Source organism: Actinoallomurus purpureus, from assembly GCF_024055795.1.
Classification (GTDB): Bacteria; Actinomycetota; Actinomycetes; order Streptosporangiales; family Streptosporangiaceae; genus Actinoallomurus; species Actinoallomurus purpureus.
Window position 1 is genome coordinate 103,010 of record NZ_JAMXMY010000011.1, and the last position, 18,584, is coordinate 121,593.

The window sequence follows — 18,584 nt, forward strand, 5'->3', positions numbered from 1 at the left end:
CGCGGTCTGGGTTATCTGCTGGTAAGCCTGTTGACCGCTGCGGTTGCCCTGTTCGCGCTGCCTGTGCTCATCGTCCCGAGGATGGCCCGCGCCTGGGCGTCCTGGCATCGTCGCCGCGCCGACCGGTTGCTGCTTTCTCCGCGTTCTGGTCCCGTCCGTGCCGGTACGTGGCGTGTTCTCGGGTGGCTGTGCACGTACATCGTGACCAGTCTGGCGTTCGGGCTCGTCGTGGTGGTGTGCGCGGGCAACGCGGTGGCCACGGCCATCACGGTGCCCTTGTGGTGGGCGTTGCCCCCCGGCACCCGCGCGGGCGGCTTCGCCGTCGGTGTTCCATTGTCCGGGTGGGGCACGGCGTTGACCTTGGGGACCGTACAATTCGCCATCTTCGCGGCCCTGACCTACTGGCTGGTTCCACTGCTGGCGCGCCTGCACGCCCGGATCTGTGTGGCGCTGCTGTCCCCCTCGGCCGCCGAGCGGCTGACGCACCGTGTCGAGACGCTGACCGAGACACGAGCCGGCGCCATGAACGCGCACGGCGCGGAACTCCGCCGGATCGAACGCGACCTGCACGACGGCACGCAGGCCCGGCTGGTGGCCATCGCGATGCGGCTGGGCGCGGCGCGTGAGTCGTTGGGCGAGGACCCTCAGATGTTGGACAGACTCCTGCGGGAGGCGCATGAGGGTACTGAGGAGGCCATGGCAGAGCTCCGCGCGGTGATCCGGACGATCTACCCGCCGATCCTCGCCGATCGCGGCCTCGCCGGGGCGCTGACCGCCCTGGGGACCCGATCGGCAATCGACACCACCCTCGATATCGGCGAGCTCGGCACGATCCCCGCCGCAGTCGAGGCCGTGGCCTACTTCACCATCGCCGAGACGCTCACCAACGCCGCCAAGCACAGCCGGGCCACCCGGACCAAAGTCCGGGTCGCACGCGACGGTGACCGGCTGTCGATCGAGGTCACCGACGACGGGATCGGCGGCGCCGACGAGACGCTGGGTACCGGCATCGCCGGAATACGCCACCGCGTGCTGGCACTCGACGGCACCATCCAGATCCACAGCCCCGCCGGCGGCCCGACCACGATCACGGTGAGCCTGCCATGCGCGTCGTGATCGCCGAGGACAACGTCCTGCTGTCCAGTGGACTGGAACTCCTGCTGACCGCCAAGGGCTTCCACGTCGCCGCGATCGCCCAGGACGCCCCCGGCTTCATCAACGCCGTCACCGAACACAGGCCCGACATCACCATCGTCGACGTACGGCTACCACCGACCTTCCGCGACGAGGGCATCCACGCCGCCCTCCAGGCCCGCCGCCTGCACCCCGGCCTGCCGGTGCTCGTACTCTCCCAGTACGTCGAGCAGCAGTACGCCGGCGAACTGATCTCCGATGAACGCGGCGGCGTCGGCTACCTCCTCAAGGACCGGGTGAGCCGGGTGAGCGAGTTCATCGACGCGGTGCGGCAGGTCGCCGCCGGCGGCACTGTCATGGACCCCGAGGTGATCGCGCAACTCCTCACCCGTCACGCCCGCGACCCGATCGCCGATCTCACGCCACGCGAACGTCAGGTGCTCGCCCTGATGGCCGAGGGAAAGGACAACGCCACGATCGCGGCCCGGCTCGTCATCACCGAGAACGCCGTCCACAAACACATCGGCAACATCTTCGCCAAGCTCGGCCTCTCGCCGGCCGACAGCGGCCACCGCCGCGTCCTCGCAGTCCTCACCTACCTCAATCGCCAGTAAGGACGCAGGGGTCACACCTGCAGACAAGGGCGGACGGTCAGCCGTAGTGCTGGCCGGTGCAGCCGACGCTGCCGCCGATGGTGGCCATGATGCCGAGGACGCCGACGATCTCGCCGTAGTCGTCGGTGGTGAACTCGACCGACCGGGGGCCGGCCCGCTTGATGCCCGGGATCATGGCGCAGGACTCGGCCATCGCGGTGGACGCCCAGTCGATGCCCAGCGTGTACGGGGACGGCACGGTGTACGGGCGGAACCGGCCGATGTCCCGCAGCGCCCGGCCGGCCGCCTCCCGGATCAGGGCCTGGGCGCGGACGGGCGGCAGGAGCTGCGCGGAGTAGCGGTCGATGCCCTTCTTCACCGCCACCGTCTCGACGTCGCCGAGCACCTCGCGGGCCTCCGCGCAGGCCGCCTCGTCGCCCGCCACCAGCGCGACCGGCACGCCCATCGACCCGGCCAGCCCGGCGATCAGCCGGATCTCGCCGCACACCTCGCCGTTCAGGTAGAGGTTCTGGATCTCATAACCCATCCACGTGTGGTTGAGCACGCCGTGCGGCACGCCCGCGCGTGCGTGGTAGCCCACGAACATCGCCGCGTCGTGGGCGGTGTCGAGCCCCTGCCCCATCCGCAGCGGACGGTACGGGCCGCGGATCAGCGTAGACCGCTCGTCGATGAGGTCGACGCGCAGGTTCTTGGTGCTGCCGTGCGAGTCGGTGACGCTCACCTCGTCCGCCCCGGCGTCGAACGCCCCGGCCACCGCGGCGTTCGCGTCGGCGGTCATCAGCTCGCAGCCGCGTTCGTACCCGCGCCCGCCCGCCCGCATCTCATCCGGATCGGTGAGCCCGGACACGCCCTCCATGTCGACCGAGACGAACACCCTCACTGATGACTCCCTCCGCGAGAAATCCGTTGCCTCATGTCAGCCGCCCGCGACCAGGCGGCGCAGCGCCTCGGCGGCGCGGGCGTCGGCGTCGGCCTGCGTGACCAACTCCTCCGCGAGAGCCCGTACCCACACGTCCAGCGTCACCTGGTCCCGGGACAGGACCACGCCGCGCACCTCATGGTGGATCTCGGCGACCGGCCGCCCGGTCCCGGCGGTCAGGGACAGCGTGCGCTCCCCCAGCCGTACCACCACGCGGCGGGGATCGCCCTCACGGCCGCGCAGCCGGTCGCCGAGGCTCCGCTCGTACTCCACGCTCACGCAGCCGGGCGGCAGCGCGTCGGCGAGTGTGCCGGTGAGCACGCGGGCGTACGTCGCGACGTCGGCGGTGTCCCGGCGCAGCGCGGCGGCCACCATGTCGAAATCCATGGTCACCAGTGAATCAGCGGTCCAGGCCGAGCACCATCTGCGGCTTGGCGATGACGTGGTCCTCGCGCAGCGGCCGTACGGCCGTGCCGATGGCGAAGAACTCCATCGTGTGGCCGCCCCACTGGTGGTGGAACTGGTCGAGTTCCACCCCGACGATGCCCTCGGCGTGCAGGGTCTGCGCCTCGGCCTGCATGCGGGTCATGGCCAGCTCCCGCGCGTCGTACAGCGCCTGGGTGAACTCCGGGATCTCGACGTTCTGTCCCAGGTTGCCGAGCACCGAGCCGAGCCGCCGGTGCGCAATGTGGTAGACGCAGGTGCCCATCACCATGCCCAGCGGCGCGTACCCGGCCTGGATGAGGGTCCAGAAGTCCTGTCCATTGAGGTCCGAGGTGAACGGCTGGTTCTTGTTGTTCCGCCAGTTCTGGGACGTGTCGTCGGCCTTCACGGCAGTGCCGATGGCGATGAACTCGGCGATGTCACTGCCGAAGTCGCGGAACTCCAATCGCAGGCGTACGCCCACGATGCCGTCCGCGCCGAGCTGGTCCGCCTCGGCCTCCATCCGGGTCATCGCCAGCTCCCGCGCGTGGTACATCGCGCTGGACAGCTGGTCGAGCTCCATGTTCTTGCTCCACCGGCCGATCTGGATGCCGACGTGGTAGATCGAACTGCCCAGGACCAGGCCGAGCGGCCGGAACCCGGCCTCCCGGACGAGGAGGAACTCGTTCACGGACAGGTCGCTGGTGAACAGGCCACCCGGCGCGCCGGGGCGCAGCTCGGCGAGCCGGGCCATCGCGTCGGTGGGGACTCCCTGGGCGACGGGATCGGTCATCGTCAGAACCTCATGATCGTCAGCGGTCGGATCGGGCGGTGCGGCGTACGGAACTCGGCGATCGCGGTGCCGAGGATGGTGCTCTCGACGACGTGGTCATGGTTGTGGTCGCCGACGTTGCAGGCGCGCTCGTCGACCCGCAGATCGACACGGGAGACGACGACGCCGTCGGCGCCGGTGCGCTTCGCATCGGCGAGCAGGTGCCCGCGCGCCTCGTGCCGGGTGGCCGACACCAGCTCGGTCCAGCCCTGTACCTCCTGCGCGGGCGCGAACCGGCCGGTCGACCAGTTGACCCGCCAGTCGTCGTGGCGGACGCCGACGGCGGCGCCCATCACCAGGTCGACGGGGACCCAACCGGTCTCGATCAGCTTCACGAACTCCTGCCCGCTGACATGGGACAGGAAGACCCGGCCCGGCCGGACTGGCCCGGTGGCGCGCACGGCGGTGCCGAACGCCTGGAACTCCAGGTGATGGGCCGCCCCCTGGAACGGCGCGATGGTGAGCTTGACGGCCACGACGCCGTCACCGCCCAGGGCGGCGCACTCGGCCGCCATCCGGCCCATCGCGGTGTGCCGGGCCCGGTAGAGCGTGTCGATGTAGGCGCCGTAGCCGGCCCACGCCCCCTGCATCCCGGACGTGATGGTGCTGGCGGAGCCCGCCCCGAAGAGGCCGCCGCGGAAGCCGCAGTCGATCGTGGAGCGGTACCACCAGCCCAGGTTGTGGACGGTGCTGCCCATCACCTGGCCGACCGGTTCGAACCCGACGGACCGCAGCCCGGCGAACTCGTCGACGGTCAGGCCGGACGTCCAGGTGCCGCTCTGCCGGGCCTGGCCGAGCCGCGCCTGTGCCGCCGGCGGCAGTGAATCGTTCGACACCCGGCCCCCTCTTCCCCGGCCCCGGCCGGACGCGTTCATCTGCTTGGTGGCGTGGAGGCCCCGGCCGTCGGGCCGGGGAGGAAACGCCGTTCCCTCCTCGGATTGTCGGTGGTGGTGGTTAGTGTGCGGGCATGCGGTTTCGGCTTGCGCCCACGCCTGCTCAAGAGCGGGGGTTGCTTGTGTGGAATCTCGCGGTTGAGCAGCATCAGCACTGGCGGCCGGGTCGGGCGTCCGCGCCGGGCTATGGCGAGCAGTCCCGCCAGCTGACCGAGGCGAGACGAGAGTTCGCCTGGTTGGCGGCGGGGTCGCAGACGGTGCAGCAGCAGGCGTTGCGTGACTTCGCCCAGGCCATGGCGGGCTTCTTCGCCGGGACGCATCGGCGGCCGACCTGGCGTAAGGCGGGCGTGCATGAGGGGTTCCGGATCGTCGGTAAGCGTGGCCAGCATTGGGACGTGCGCCGCCTGTCTCGCAAGACAGGTGAGGTGTGGGTCCCGAAGGTGGGTTGGGTCCGGTTCCGCTGGTCCCGCCAGGTCCCCGATTCGGCCAAGTCCTTCCGGGTGAACCGGGATCGGGCGGGCCGCTGGCATGTCGCGTTCGCGGTGATCCCGCCCCGGATCGACGGGCCCGGTACCGGTGAGATCGTCGGGGTGGACCGTGGCGTGGCGGTCTCGGCCGCCCTGTCCACCGGCGAAAAGCTGACCGTGCCCGGCCTGCGCGACACCGAGGCCAAACGCCTGCGACGTCTGCAACGCAGGCTGGCGCGCGCCAAGCGGGGATCGAATCGCCGCGCTCGGGTCAAGATCGCGATCGCCCGGATCAAGGCACGTGAGACCGACCGGCGTAAGGACTGGGTTGAAAAGACCTCCACCCAGTTGGCCACCGAGTTCGACGTCATCCGGGTCGAGGACCTGAAGATCAAGAACATGGTCCGGTCCGCGCGCGGCACGATCGCCGCGCCGGGCACGAACGTGCGAGCCAAAGCCGGGCTCAACCGTTCTATCCATGCGGCCGGCTGGGGTCTGCTGGTGAACCGCCTGGAGCAGAAGGCGCCGGGCCGGGTGGAAAAGATCAATCCCGCGTACACATCTCAGATCTGTCATGCCTGTGGGCACTGCGCAGCGGAGAGCCGTGAGAGCCAAGCGGTCTTTCGCTGTCGCGCCTGCGGGCACACCGATCACGCTGATGTGAACGCGGCCAAGAACATCGCGGCAGGACGTGCCGTGACAGCGCGAGGAGCCCTCCAGCCACCAGGCGGGGCCGTGAACCGCGAACCTCAACCTGCTCTCACCTCCGGGTAGAGACCGGGTTGGAATCCCCCGCCTTCCAGGCGAGGGAGGACGTCAAGTCGTGAGACGTCCGGCGGGGGGCGTCGGGTTCCCTTCCGTCAGCGGCCGGTGAAGCGGGCCTTGCCGGGGCCCTCTTCCACGAAGCTCCGCATGCCGTTCCTCTGGTCCTCGGTGGCGAACAGGCCGGCGAAGTGCAGCCGCTCGATCTCCAGGCCGGTGGCCAGGTCGGTCTCCAGGCCGGCGTCGATCGCCTGCTTGGCGGCGCGCAGCGCGACGGCCGGGCCCTCGGCGTACCGCGCGACCATCTCGGTCGCGGCGGCGTACACCTGGTCGTCCGGCACCACCCGGTCCACCAGGCCGATCGCCAGGGCCTCGTCGGCGGCGACGTGCCGGCCGGTGAAGATCAGGTCCTTGGCCTTGGCGGGGCCGATCAGCCGGGGCAGCCGCTGAGTGCCGCCGGCACCGGGGATGACGCCGAGCTGGATCTCCGGCTGGCCGACCTTGGCCGACTCTCCCGCGACCCGGAAGTCGGCGCACAGCGCGAGTTCGAGACCGCCGCCGAGGGCGTAGCCGGTGATCGCGGCGACGACGGGCTTACCGATCCCCGCGACGGTGTTCAGGGCGTCCTGCAACGCGCGGGCGTGCCCGGTGGCCCGGGCGTACGGGAGCTCGGCCATCTCCTTGATGTCGGCCCCTGCCGCGAACACCCGCTCGCCGCCGTACAGGACGACGGCACGGACGGCCGGATCGGTGTCGACGACCTGGGCCGCCTCGGCGAGCTCGGCCACCACCTGGGCGTTCAGGGCGTTCATCTTCGGCCGGTCGAGCCGAATGGTGGCGACGGCCTTCTCGACCTCCACGCGTACGAACTCGCCCACGGGGACCTCCCTCATCGACTGCGCTTGCGCGGCGAGCCTAATGCCCGCCTGCCCGCGGCCCGCCGACCGGAGGGGGCGCGCCGCGGGCCACGCGGCTCAGCAGCCCTTGAGCATCGCCGCGAGGGCGGCCTTCTCCTTGGTGTCGACGGTGAGGCCGTACTGGTACTTCACGTCGGTCCAGGCGCGGGCGTACACGCACCACTCACGCTTGAGGGACGGCTTCCACTTGGCCGGGTCCTTGTCACCCTTCTCCTGGTTGACGTTGTCGGTGACCGCCCACAGCTGGGCGTGGGTCAGGTCGTTCGCGAACGCCTGGCGGCGCGCCTTCGTCCACGCCTTCGCCCCGGACCGCCACGCCTCGGCGAGCGGCACCATGTGGTCGATGTCGACGTCGGAGGCCTTGTGCCAGGTCGCGCCGTCGTACGGGGAGTACCAGGTGCCGGACGTCGGCGCGCACTTCGCGTTGGTGTGCACGTTCTTGCCGTCCCGCTTCAGCACCAGTTCCCGGGTGTTGCACTCGTGCCCCTGGTCGATCCAGTGGGGGAACTGCGCCCGGCTGTAGCCGGTCAGCGTTCCCTCCTTGGCGACCTTGAGCTTCGTGAGCTCCGTACGGACCTTGGCCGCCGTCGGCGGCGTGGGCGGGGCCGCCGACGCCTCGACGGCCGTGCCCACCGCGAGGGGCAGCGCCAGGACCAGGGCAGCCGCGAATGTCATTCGTCGTGCCACGTTTCTCCTCACCAAGATCGGCTCTGAGCAAGATCCACAATCGCGGATCAAAGAGCCCGAGTTGGTGGAAAAGGAGAAATTTGCTGACACGGCGGCGCGCGGCGATGGCGCTCCGTGTGCGCGGGAACGGCGAGAACCGTCGGGTCCGTTTGGTAACTTCAGCTGGTCCGCAGCGCCATCCCGGGGGGCGAACGAACATGCTTGTGGCGCACGCCACCTGGCACGGCGGTGCGCTGTGCCTGTGGGCGGAGGACTCCGCGCTCCCACCCACCACGCGCGTGCGCACGTCCCCGAAGCCGCACCCCTTCGCGACCTCCGACTTCTCCGGCACCTCCTACGCCGCCGTGACGCACGGCGCGCCGAGGATCGAGCCGACCCTGCTGCTCCCCGGCGCCGCCACCGGCCCGTTCCCCTCCCCCGAGCTGGCGCGCGAGCCGTCGTCCCGGCGGCCGAAGCCGCATCCCTGGCGCGTTCCGGCACTCGTGCTGGACCCGCTCTCCGCGATGACGCTGCTGCACCTGGCCACCGACTCTGAGGACGTCGTGCGCGGCGCCGACCTGCGGTTCTTCGCGCACGTCGCCGAAGAGGCGGTGCATCTCGCCTCCCGCGGCCGGGTCCTGCCCGCACTCGCGCGGGAGGACGGCGACGTGACGGCCCGGTGGCGACCGGTGATCACCGGCGACGACGCCGCGCGGTTCCGCGAGCTCGCGACCGCCATGCCGCCGGCCTGCCGGGCCGCCGACGAGGGCCGTCCCGCCTCCGACGTCCTGCTGGACGCGTTGTCCGGCCTGGTGGACGCGGCCGCCCGCGGCGTCGTGCCGCACCCGCTCCTGCCCGAGCGCATGGGGCGGGTCCCGGACCGGCTGCCCCTGGCCGAGCGCTGGGCGGCGGCGCTCACCGGGCCCGACCCCACGGTGTCCCGCGAGCCGGGCGACGATCCGGACGCGCTCGCCGCCGAGCTCGACGCCTGGGCCGCCGCCGCCCGCCGATCGACCGGCCCGCTGCGCGTCTGCTTCCGCCTCGTCGAGCCGCCCGCCCCTGACGACGAGACCACCGAGCAGAGGCCGTGGACCGTCGAGTTCGCGGTGCAGGGCACCGAGGACCCCAGCCTGTACGTCCCGGCCGCCGCCCTCTGGACCGGCGAGGTCACCTCGGTGCCGAACGCCGAGGAGACCCTCCTCACCGGCCTGGGCCGGGCGCTGCGGCTCTACCCCGACGTGGCCCAGGCCCTGCGGGTCGCGACGCCGACCAGCGTGACCACCGACGCCGAGGGCGCGTTCCGGTTCCTCCGCGAGTCCGCACCGCTGCTGTCCGCTGCCGGGTTCGGCGTCCAGTTGCCGCAGTGGGCGGGCCGCGCCCGGCTCGGCATGAAGCTCACGACGCGCACCCAGACCACGACCGAGGCCGGCGCCGCCACCTCCTCCGGCTTCGGCCTGAGCGACCTGGTCGACTTCCGGTGGGATCTGGCGATCGACGGCGAGGACGTCACCGAGGAGGAGCTGGCCGAGCTCGCGCGGCTCAAGGCGCCGCTGGTGCGGCTGCGCGGAAAGTGGGTGGAGCTGGACGAGAAGCAGCTCGCCTCCGCCATCGACTTCCTCAAGCAGCGGCGCACCGGCGAGATGACCGCCGCCCAGGCCGTCCGCGCCGCGATCCACGCGGGCGACGACGCGCTGCCACTGCTGCGGATCGACGCCGACGGGGCACTCGGCGACCTGCTCTCCGGCGAGGCCGACCGCCGCCTCGAACCGATGAGCACCCCCGACGACTTCGAGGGCACCCTCCGCCCGTACCAGGAACGCGGCCTCGCCTGGCTGTCCTTCCTCGACGGCCTGGGCCTCGGCGCAATCCTCGCGGACGACATGGGACTTGGCAAAACGGCGCAAACCCTTGCTTTGATGACCAATCGGACATCCGGACCGACACTGCTGATCGGGCCGATGTCGTTGGTCGGCAACTGGCAGCGGGAGGCGGCGCGGTTCACGCCGAAGCTGCGGATCTACGTCCACCACGGCGGCGGGCGGCACCGGGGCGAGGACCTCGCGAAGGCGGCGGCAGAGGCGGACCTGGTGCTGACGACGTACGGCACCGCCGCCCGCGACCACGAGGCGCTCGCCGAGATCGCGTGGGACCGCGTCATCTGCGACGAGGCACAGGCGCTGAAGAACAGCGGCACCCGGCAGGCGCGTGCCGTGCGGAGCATCCCGGCCCGGAGCAGGATCGCGCTCACCGGCACGCCCGTGGAGAACCACCTGACCGAGCTGTGGTCGATCATGGAGTTCGCCAACCCCGGCATGTTGGGGCCGCGTCAGGCGTTCCGGGAGCGGTTCGCCGTGCCGATCGAGGCGTACGCCGACGAGGAGGCGGCCGCCGCGCTGCACCGGGCGACCGGCCCGTTCATCCTGCGCCGCCTGAAGACCGACAAGTCGATCATCACGGACCTGCCGGAGAAGCAGGAGATCAAGGTCTGGTGCAACCTGACGCCCGAGCAGGCGTCGCTGTACCAGGCGACCGTCGAGGACATGCTCGAGCAGATCGCGGGCAGTGAGGGCATCGAGCGGCGCGGCCTCGTGCTGGCGACCATGGCCAAGCTGAAGCAGGTCTGCAACCACCCCGCCCACCTGCTCAAGGACGGTTCCCGGCTGCCCGGACGCTCCGGCAAGCTGGAGCGGCTGGAGGAGATCTGCGCCGAGGTCGTCGAGCAGGGCGAGAAGGCGCTGGTCTTCACCCAGTACGCCGAGTTCGGCGCCATGTTGCGACCGCACCTGGAGACGAAGCTGGACCGCCCGGTGCTGTGGCTGCACGGCGGCGTCTCCAAGAAGCAGCGCGACGAGCTGATCCGGCGCTTCCAGGAGGACTCCGACCCTGCGATCTTCCTGCTGTCGCTGAAGGCGGCCGGCACCGGGCTGAACCTCACGGCCGCCAACCACGTCGTCCACGTCGACCGCTGGTGGAACCCCGCCGTCGAGGACCAGGCGACCGACCGCGCGTTCCGCATCGGGCAGACCAAGAACGTCCAGGTGCGCAAGTTCATCTGCGTCGGCACCATCGAGGAGCGCGTCGACGAGATGATCGAGCGCAAGAAGGCCCTCGCCGAGCGCATCGTCGGCACCGGCGAGAGCTGGCTCACCGAGCTGTCCGTCGCCGACCTGCGCGAGATCATCCGGCTCGACCCTGAGGCGGTGAGCGACTGATGCCGATCTACGGAAAGGCCCGGCCGGTCGAGGGCGGCCTCAAGGCCAAGGCCGGCGGGCGCGGATCCATCGGCGAGCAGTGGTGGTCACGCCGCTTCATCGACGTGCTGGAGTCCTTCGCCGACCGCGGCCGGCTGACCCGCGGCCGCACGTACGCCCGCAAGGGCCAGGTGATCGACCTGCGGATCGGGGCGTACGAGGTGACCGCCCTCGTGCAGGGCTCCGACCCCGAGCCGTACGAGGTGTCGATCGGCATCGACCCGGTCAAGGACACCGTGTGGGCGTCCATCGAGGAGGCCCTCGCCTCCCAGGCGGTGTTCCGGGCCCGACTGCTCGCCGGCGAGATGCCGCCGGAGATCGAGGACGTCTTCGCGATCTTCGGCGTCTCGCTGTTCCCGAGGTCGTCGGCGGACATGCACCTGATGTGCAGCTGCCCCGACTGGGGCGAGCCGTGCAAGCACACCGCCGCCGTGCTCTACCTGCTGGCGGAGGCGTTCGACGACGACCCGTTCCTGATCCTCGCCTGGCACGGCCGCACGAAGGACGACCTGCTGGCCGGGCTGCGCCGCCTGGAGCCCGCCGAGGCCGACCCCCTGGAGATCGAGGAGACCGCGCTGGCCGAGCGCATGGACGACTTCTGGGCCCCCGCCGTCGTCCGCGACCGCCCGCCCGCTCCCCCAGTGCCGCCCGGCCTCCTGCTCCGCCTCCTCGACCCGCCCCGGGTCAAGGTCCGCCGCAAGGACCTCGTCGACGTCCTCAAGCCCGCCTACGAGGCCCTCCCCGACCTCGACCAGCCTGAATGACGCTCCGCCCCCTTCCCGACATACCGCCGTTACCGACATACCGCCGTTACCGTCGGCACGCCCGGCCTGCACGCAGAGCCGTATTACACGCGACAGGGCGTATGGCGACGGCGGCGTTGAGACGGCCGCCTGCAGCTGCGCGATCCCGCCCGGCCCTGCTGCTCCGCCTCCTCGACCAGCCCGAATGACGAACCAGCCCCATTCTCGGCATATCCGGCCACAGCGGACGACGATGGAGGGCTGGCGAATTCCATGGCATCTACTGAGCCGGGAATTTTCCCGGCTCAGTAGATGCCATGGAACGACTTGCCTTGCCGCCGAATATGGCTCATTCGGAGCCGCGATGGTGTCGCCCCAGCCGCTCCAGAAGACGCTGCGTCGATTCCGGATATTTCCGGATTAGGATTTCCAGCTGCTGCACCTCGGCGACTTGCGATACGCCCTGGAAGCGTAGCGCGTCGAGTGTCGCATAGAAGTCGTCGATAGCGCGCTGGAGTTCGTTCATCGATCCACTCTTTCCGGGGCGACCACGTGGGCGATGAACCGTACGGCGAGGTCGATGCTGACGGCCGGGCAGATCGGCTCTCCCCAGCTCCACCACCACATCAGCCTCTCGTCATCGTCCGGCCGGCAGCGAACGGTCTCGGCGAGACGCGAGTGGACACCCGAGCTGACGTGGACGCGGGTCGGACTGAGAACCGTCGCATTCAGGCCCGCCTTGCCGCATTCCTCGGCCAGCCGTGTCGCGAGTGTGTGAACGTCTTCTTGATCGTTGATCTCCACGAATAATCCTTCCGTCGATTCCTCGAACAGAATGACGCCATCCGCATATCCGTGGAACACTCAATAGCTACACAACGACCTGTACGGAGACGCATCGGCTGGTACGGAGGCGTGCGGCAGCGATGACCGGAAACCACATGACACCGCGTGCGTTCGTCGCCAAAGAGCTGCGCCGGGCACGTGAACAGATGGGAATGACGCAGGCGGCCCTTGCCAAAGCGATCTTCGCGTCGGACTCGCTCGTCGCGGCATGGGAGTCCGGCAGACGGGTCCCCAAGCCGAAATACGTCGCTCCGCTCGTCGAGATCCTGGGGATCGACGCGATCCTCGCCCGAATGATCAGCGAGCTCGTGACCAGCGACGCTCCGGAATGGCTTGGCAGGCTGCTGGAGCTCGAGGGGCGGTCGTCCTCGCTGTCCACCTACCAGCCGCTCCTCGTGCCGGGTCTGCTGCAGACCGAGGACTACGCGCGGGAGGTGCTGCACCGGTCCGGCAGGCACTATCCGGACGTCGACGAGCTGATCCAGGCGCGTCTGGAACGGCAGTCGATCCTCACCACGGACAACCCTCCCCTGCTCGTCGCGATCATGGACGAGTCCGTCCTTCGCCGGCCGGTCGGCGGTCCAGGAGTGATGCGCGAACAGCTCGCGCACCTGATCGAAGTCGCTGATCGGCCAGACGCCGTAATCCAGATCGTTCCGAGCGATGTAGGCGCCTATCCCGGGCTGGCCGGCGGATTCCTCATCCTCGGCTTCGACGGGCGGGAGGCCGTCTATGTGGACGACGCCTTCAGCGGCGACATCATCGACGCCGTGGACGACATCGCTACGATGAAGCGGGTCTGGGAGGCTTTGCGGGTAGAGGCACTCCCAGGCAAGCAATCGGTCGATTTGCTGGCGGAAGTGGCGAAGCAATGAACCTGACCAGCGCAACCTGGCGGAAGTCGTCCCACAGCGGAAACGGCGGCGACACATGCGTCGAGGTCGCCCGGATCGAGCGCGACGGCGACCAGAAGTAATCCCCTACCCGGTAGCGGTACCGGTCGCGTGGATGGCCGCATCCCGCTCACGCGACGGTGCCGCCGCGGAACGCTCGGTGAAGGCCACGCACGGCCCGCCTCGCCAGGGGGCAAAGTCGGGTGAACCGGGCCGCTTCCGGGCTGTTCACCGAGCGTTCCGCACACACCGCCCTCCACCGGGCGCGCACACCCGCGTCGGCCGGCGATGACCGCACCGGGCACTGGGTCCACGCTCCGGCTCGGCGGTGTATCCGCCCCCTGGGCCGGTATCCGGGTCTCATCCCGGATCATCGGGGGTAGGGCTGACCTGGGGGGACACGTCGACGCTCGTCGGCCGACCGGACTGCGCCTCCCCCGTGGCCGAGGGGGGCGCCATGGGACAGCCGATCGAAAGTCTGCGGGAACGCGTACGCGGCCGGGTGATCACCGCGGACGACGCCGGGTACGACCCGGCGCGCCGGGTGTACAACGCCATGATCGACCGCCGGCCGCTCGTCATCGTGCGGTGCGTCGACGCGGGCGATGCCATGGCCACCGTGGATTTCGCCCGCGAGAACGACCTCGACCTGTCGGTGCGCGGCGGTTCGCACAGTGTGCCGGGGTATGGCACGAATGACGGCGGCGTGGTGCTCGACCTGTCGCCGATGCGCGGCGTCCGCGTCGATCCGCGCACCCGCACGGCCCGCGCCGACGGCGGATGCACGTGGGGCGACTTCAACCACGCGACGTACGCGTTCGGCCTGGCCACGACGGGTGGGATCATCTCCACGACGGGGATCGGCGGGCTGACGCTCGGCGGCGGCATCGGCTACCTCAGCCGCGGCTGCGGCCTGTCGATCGACAACCTGATCTCGGCGGACGTCGTCACCGCCGACGGGCGCTTCCTCGTGGCCACCGAGAAGGAGAACGAGGACCTCTTCTGGGCGCTGCGCGGCGGAGGCGGGAACTTCGGCGTGGTGACGTCCTTCGAGTACCGGCTGCATCCCGTCCGGGACGTCTTCGCGGGGATCTTCTTCTTTCCCCTCGACCGCGCACGCGACGTGCTGGAGTTCTACCGGGACCACATCAGGGAGGCACCGGAGGAACTGGGCGGCTTCCCTGCCTTCCAGATCGCGCCGCCGCTGCCGTTCATCCCCGAGTCCGAGCAGGGCAAGCCCCTCTGCGCCTTCGTCGCGTGCTGGTCCGGGCCCCTGGAGCGGGGTGAGCGGGCGCTGGAGCCGATCCGCACGGCCGCGCCCACGGTCGCCGAGTTGGTCACGCCGATGCCGTACCCCATGCTCAACAGCGCGCTCGACGCGCTGGTCCCGCCCGGTCTGCAGCACTACTGGAAGACGTCGTTCGCGACGGAGCTGACCGACGGCGCGATCGCGGCCCATCTCGAACACGGCCCGCGGCTGCCCGCGGTGAACTCCACGGTGCACGTCTACCCGATCAACGGTGCCTGCCACCGCGTGCCCGCGGGCGCCACCGCGTTCGCCGGTCGCGACATGACGTTCGCCACCGTGATCGCCGGCATGTGGCCCGATCCGGCGGCGAACCGGGACAACATCGCCTGGGTGCGGAACTACTACGAGGCGCTACGGCCGCACTCGGCCACCGGCGGCTACATCAACTTCATGGCCGAGGACGATCGCGACCACATCCGGGACGACTACCGTGACAACTACGCTCGGCTGGCGCTGATCAAGAAGTCGTACGACCCCGGCAACCTGTTCCACGTCAACCAGAACATCCCGCCGGCCGGATGACGCGAGCGGCTCAGACGGGTGACGGCGCGGCACCGCCCGGGGCGACGCCGGGACGGTGACCACCGCGGAGTTTCCGCAGCCGGAAACCCGCTGCGATCATCGACGCGCCGAACACGATCGCGGAGAAGCCGATCAGCCAGGCCACCGCGAGGACGCCGGAGACCGGGGAGAACAGCACCAGAAGTCCGAAGAGCACCGATACCAGGCCGAACAGGACGTACATCCACTCGCCGTGGATCTCCTTGCGCAGCTGAATCGCGGTGACGATCTCGCCGACGCCCCTGATGATGGCCCAGAGGCCGACGAGGATGGCGATGGCCAGGACGGTGATGCCGGGCCACAAGAGCGCGATCAACCCGAAGATGATCCCGACGGCGGCTTCGAAGACGAGCGGCGACCGGCCGCCCCGAGGAGCGCGGAAGGCGCCGACGACGGCGAAGATCCCATCGACGAGGGCGTAGGCCCCGAAGACGACGGCCAGGACGAGAAGCGTGATGCCCGGCCAGATCACGGCCATCACTCCGAAGAGAACCGCGAGCGCCCCGCGCAACGCGAGGAGCCACCAGTAACGGGCGACATGGTCCAGCAGCATGAGGACCTCCTGCGAACGAATAGGTCGCAGGGCGTCCTGCCCCCCTCTTTGCGGCGGGACGCCCGGAAAAGGTCCCACCGGCTGGGACGAACGTCCCCGGATCAGGCTGATCCGGGGACGTTCGCGGCGTTCAGCGCAGGTCGCCGTTGGTCATGCCGATCGGCGCCGGCGGCAGGGCGATCAGGCCGGTCTCCGCGCGGGAGGCCAGCAGGTCGTGCCGGGGCACCACGCGCACGCTGTACCCGAACGCGCCGGTCCGGTCGAGGGGGACCTCGCCGGCGAAGCGCCATCGGCCTTCGCCGAGGTCCTCGGCCTGGTTGAGCTCCAGGTAGGACGGGTCGACCAGGGAGTCGCTTTCGTCGACCCTGCCGTACGCCACCTCGACCGCGACGTCCTCCGGGTTCAGCTCACCGAGCTGGACCGTGGCCCGCACGGTCAGCCGGGCGCCCAGATGCGGGCTCTCCCCCGCTCCCGTGGACTCGACGTGCTCGACCACGACGGACGGCCAGGCCTTGACCACGCGGTGCTTCCAGGCGGCGAGCGCCTTCGCGGCGGCGTTGCCGTCGGCGGACAGCCGTCGCGCCGAGACCGCGGCCGGGGCGTACAGGTCGACGACGTAGTCGCGGACCATGCGCCCGGCGAGCACCTTCGGGCCGAGGGAGGCCAGCGTGTGCTTGACCATCTCCAGCCAGCGGCGGGGCAGGTCGTCGCCCGCGCGGTCGTAGAACAGCGCGGCGACGTGGTCCTCGACCAGCTCGTAGAGGGCCTGCGCCTCGATGTCGTCGCGGCGGTCGGGGTCAGCGGCGCGGTCGGCGGACGGGATCGCCCAGCCGTTGTTGCCGTCGAACCACTCGTCCCACCAGCCGTCGCGGATGGAGAGGTTCAGCCCGCCGTTGAGGGCCACCTTCATGCCGGAGGTGCCGCAGGCCTCCAGCGGGCGCAGCGGGTTGTTCATCCAGACGTCGCAGCCCTGGACGAGCGACTGCCCGAGCGCCATGTCGTAGTCCGGCAGGAAGACGATGCGGTGCCGGACGGCGGGGTCGTCGGTGAACCGGACGATGTCCTGGATCAGCCGCTTGCCGCCCTCGTCGGCGGGGTGCGCCTTGCCGGCGATGATGATCTGCACCGGCCGCTCGGGGTCGAGCAGGATCGCCTTGAGCCGCTCGGGGTCGCGCAGCATCAGGGTGAGCCGCTTGTACGACGGCACGCGCCGGGCGAAGCCGATCGTCAGCACGTCCGGGTCGAGCGCGTCGTCGATCCAGGACAGCTCGGCCTCGCTCGCGCCGCGCTGCCGCCAGGACTCCCGCAGCCGACGCCGGGCGTCCTCGACGAGGCGCGCGCGGAGCGTACGGCGAATGCGCCAGATCTCGGACGCGGAGACCCGCTCCACGCCCTCCCAGCCGCGGCCGAGCTCGACGACGTCGGGCAGCTCACGCCGGGCGAGGTCGATGACCTCGGGAGCCACCCACGTCGACGCGTGGACGCCGTTGGTGATCGAGCCGATGGGCACCGCGTCGGTGTCGAACCCGGGCCACAGGCCGCCGAACATCTCCCGGCTGACCTTGCCGTGCAGCTCGGAGACGCCGTTGACGCGCTGGGCCAGGCGCATGCCCATCACGGCCATGTTGAAGACGGAGGGGTCGCCGTCCTCGTACGTCTCGGCGCCGAGGGCGAGGATGCGCTCGGCGGGCAGGCCGTTGTCCTCGTTGGAGCCGCCGAACGTCCGCTCGATCAGCTCGCGGGGGAACCGGTCGATGCCGGCCGGGACGGGGGTGTGGGTGGTGAAGACCGTGCCCGAGCGGGTCGCCTCGAGCGCCTCGTCGAAGGACAGGCCCTGCTCGTCGATGTACTCGCGGATCCGCTCGAGGCCGAGGAAGCCGGCGTGGCCCTCGTTGGTGTGGAAGACCTCCGGGGCGGCGTGCCCGGTGATCCGGGAGTAGGCGCGGATCGCGCGGACGCCGCCGATGCCGAGCAGCATCTCCTGGAGCAGGCGGTGGTCGGTGCCGCCGCCGTAGAGGCGGTCGGTGACGTCACGGGCGGCCGGGTCGTTCTCCTCGACGTCGGAGTCGAGGAGGAGCAGCGGCACGCGGCCGACCTGGGCCACCCAGACCTGCGCCCACAGGGACCGGCCCTCGGGGAGGTCGACGCCGACCCGCGCGGGGGTGCCGTCGGTCTCGCGCAGGAGCGTCAGGGGAAGCCCGGCCGGGTCGATCGGCGGGTAGCGCTCGAGTTGCCAGCCGTCGGGCGAGAGGGACTGGGAGAAGTAACCGTGGCGGTACAGGAGTCCTACCCCGACGATCGGCACGCCGAGATCGCTGGCGGTCTTGAGGTGATCGCCGGCGAGAATCCCCAGGCCACCGGAGTATTGGGGGAGCGCCGCGGTGATGCCGTACTCCGGGGAGAAGTAGGCGATCGCCGAGGGAGCGTCGGACAGTGCCTGGTACCAGCGCGGTGCGGTGACGTACTCCCGGAGGTCCTCGACGGCGTCGCCGAGAGCACGCAGGAAGCGCCGGTCACCGGTGAGCGCGGCCAGCCGCTCGGGCGATACCTCCCCGAGGAGCCGGACCGGGTCGTGCCGGGTCGCCTCCCACAGGTCCGGATCGACCGACTCGAACAGGTCGAGTGTCTCCGGATGCCATGACCAGCGCAGGTTGAGAACGAGCTCCTCGAGCGGCTGCAGCGGCTCGGGCAGAACGGAGCGTACGGTGAATCTGCGGATCGCCTTCACGTGCGGCGACACTAATCGGTCCGGGCCGGTGCTCGCGACCGGAACCCGCTCAGCGACCGACATCTTGATCTCT

At 70.5% G+C, this 18,584-nt stretch carries 18 protein-coding genes; 8 read left to right on the forward strand and 10 right to left on the reverse strand.

Going from position 1 to position 18,584, the window contains the following annotated elements; all coding sequences use genetic code 11:
* The first annotated feature begins 30 nt into the window (after positions 1–30).
* Both NE236_RS21370 and NE236_RS21375 read left to right on the forward strand, forming a co-directional pair.
* Positions 31–1,116, forward strand: a complete 1,086-nt coding sequence (locus NE236_RS21370) for a sensor histidine kinase (protein ID WP_252843824.1) — start codon at positions 31–33, stop codon at positions 1,114–1,116.
* Positions 1,104–1,748, forward strand: coding sequence for a LuxR C-terminal-related transcriptional regulator (locus NE236_RS21375; protein WP_252843825.1), 645 nt, complete (start codon positions 1,104–1,106; stop codon positions 1,746–1,748). Before NE236_RS21370 ends, NE236_RS21375 begins: the two co-directional genes overlap by 13 nt.
* A 37-nt stretch (positions 1,749–1,785) precedes the next feature.
* Here the strand turns inward: NE236_RS21375 and NE236_RS21380 are convergent, their stop codons facing one another.
* The 4 genes from NE236_RS21380 to NE236_RS21395 are packed head-to-tail and all read right to left on the reverse strand — an operon-like array spanning position 1,786 to position 4,758.
* Positions 1,786–2,628, reverse strand: coding sequence for a M55 family metallopeptidase (locus NE236_RS21380; RefSeq protein ID WP_252843826.1), 843 nt, complete (start codon positions 2,626–2,628; stop codon positions 1,786–1,788).
* A 36-nt stretch (positions 2,629–2,664) separates the two neighbouring features.
* On the reverse strand, positions 2,665–3,054 hold the full coding sequence (locus NE236_RS21385) for a hypothetical protein (protein ID WP_252843827.1): 390 nt from the start codon (positions 3,052–3,054) through the stop codon (positions 2,665–2,667).
* 13 nt (positions 3,055–3,067) lie between these two features.
* On the reverse strand, positions 3,068–3,883 hold the full coding sequence (locus tag NE236_RS21390) for a heavy metal-binding domain-containing protein (RefSeq protein WP_252843828.1): 816 nt from the start codon (positions 3,881–3,883) through the stop codon (positions 3,068–3,070).
* 2 nt (positions 3,884–3,885) lie between these two features.
* Entirely contained in the window at positions 3,886–4,758 is an 873-nt protein-coding gene (locus tag NE236_RS21395; protein ID WP_252843829.1) for a heavy metal-binding domain-containing protein, read from the reverse strand.
* A gap of 131 nt (positions 4,759–4,889) precedes the next feature.
* Between NE236_RS21395 and NE236_RS21400 the strand changes: the two genes are divergently transcribed.
* Positions 4,890–6,056, forward strand: coding sequence for an RNA-guided endonuclease InsQ/TnpB family protein (locus tag NE236_RS21400; RefSeq protein ID WP_252843830.1), 1,167 nt, complete (start codon positions 4,890–4,892; stop codon positions 6,054–6,056).
* Between the two features lie 86 nt (positions 6,057–6,142).
* Here the strand turns inward: NE236_RS21400 and NE236_RS21405 are convergent, their stop codons facing one another.
* Both NE236_RS21405 and NE236_RS21410 read right to left on the reverse strand, forming a co-directional pair.
* Complete coding sequence (locus NE236_RS21405) at positions 6,143–6,922, reverse strand: enoyl-CoA hydratase/isomerase family protein (protein ID WP_252843831.1); 780 nt, start codon at positions 6,920–6,922, stop codon at positions 6,143–6,145.
* A 96-nt stretch (positions 6,923–7,018) separates the two neighbouring features.
* Positions 7,019–7,648, reverse strand: a complete 630-nt coding sequence (locus NE236_RS21410; RefSeq protein WP_252843832.1) for an HNH endonuclease family protein — start codon at positions 7,646–7,648, stop codon at positions 7,019–7,021.
* 197 nt (positions 7,649–7,845) lie between these two features.
* Between NE236_RS21410 and NE236_RS21415 the strand changes: the two genes are divergently transcribed.
* Positions 7,846–10,839: a DEAD/DEAH box helicase gene (locus NE236_RS21415; RefSeq protein WP_252843833.1), complete on the forward strand. Its 2,994-nt coding sequence runs from the start codon at positions 7,846–7,848 to the stop codon at positions 10,837–10,839.
* The gene (locus NE236_RS21420) at positions 10,839–11,642 is read left to right on the forward strand and encodes an SWIM zinc finger family protein (RefSeq protein ID WP_252843834.1); all 804 of its coding nucleotides are present in this window, start codon (positions 10,839–10,841) and stop codon (positions 11,640–11,642) included. The genes NE236_RS21415 and NE236_RS21420 overlap by 1 nt, the downstream gene beginning before the upstream one ends.
* A gap of 328 nt (positions 11,643–11,970) precedes the next feature.
* On the opposite strand, the gene NE236_RS21425 is transcribed toward NE236_RS21420, so the two are convergent.
* Together NE236_RS21425 and NE236_RS21430 are read right to left on the reverse strand one after the other, a co-directional pair.
* Entirely contained in the window at positions 11,971–12,147 is a 177-nt protein-coding gene (locus tag NE236_RS21425; protein WP_252843835.1) for a hypothetical protein, read from the reverse strand.
* Positions 12,144–12,425 carry a hypothetical protein gene (locus NE236_RS21430; RefSeq protein WP_252843836.1) on the reverse strand — a complete coding sequence of 94 codons (282 nt, stop codon included), beginning with the start codon at positions 12,423–12,425 and terminating at the stop codon, positions 12,144–12,146. Before NE236_RS21430 ends, NE236_RS21425 begins: the two co-directional genes overlap by 4 nt.
* 137 nt (positions 12,426–12,562) lie before the next feature.
* Between NE236_RS21430 and NE236_RS21435 the strand changes: the two genes are divergently transcribed.
* The 3 genes from NE236_RS21435 (at position 12,563) to NE236_RS21445 (ending at position 15,191) form a co-directional block, all read left to right on the forward strand.
* Entirely contained in the window at positions 12,563–13,342 is a 780-nt protein-coding gene (locus NE236_RS21435) for a helix-turn-helix domain-containing protein (protein WP_252843837.1), read from the forward strand.
* Positions 13,339–13,443, forward strand: coding sequence for a DUF397 domain-containing protein (locus NE236_RS21440; protein ID WP_252843838.1), 105 nt, complete (start codon positions 13,339–13,341; stop codon positions 13,441–13,443). Before NE236_RS21435 ends, NE236_RS21440 begins: the two co-directional genes overlap by 4 nt.
* 374 nt (positions 13,444–13,817) lie before the next feature.
* Positions 13,818–15,191, forward strand: coding sequence for an FAD-binding oxidoreductase (locus NE236_RS21445; protein WP_252843839.1), 1,374 nt, complete (start codon positions 13,818–13,820; stop codon positions 15,189–15,191).
* A gap of 10 nt (positions 15,192–15,201) precedes the next feature.
* On the opposite strand, the gene NE236_RS21450 is transcribed toward NE236_RS21445, so the two are convergent.
* Together NE236_RS21450 and glgP are read right to left on the reverse strand one after the other, a co-directional pair.
* Positions 15,202–15,783, reverse strand: coding sequence for an HdeD family acid-resistance protein (locus NE236_RS21450; protein ID WP_252843840.1), 582 nt, complete (start codon positions 15,781–15,783; stop codon positions 15,202–15,204).
* Positions 15,784–15,913: 130 nt separating this feature from the next.
* Positions 15,914–18,511, reverse strand: coding sequence for an alpha-glucan family phosphorylase (glgP, locus tag NE236_RS21455; protein WP_252843841.1), 2,598 nt, complete (start codon positions 18,509–18,511; stop codon positions 15,914–15,916).
* Positions 18,512–18,584 lie beyond the last annotated feature (73 nt).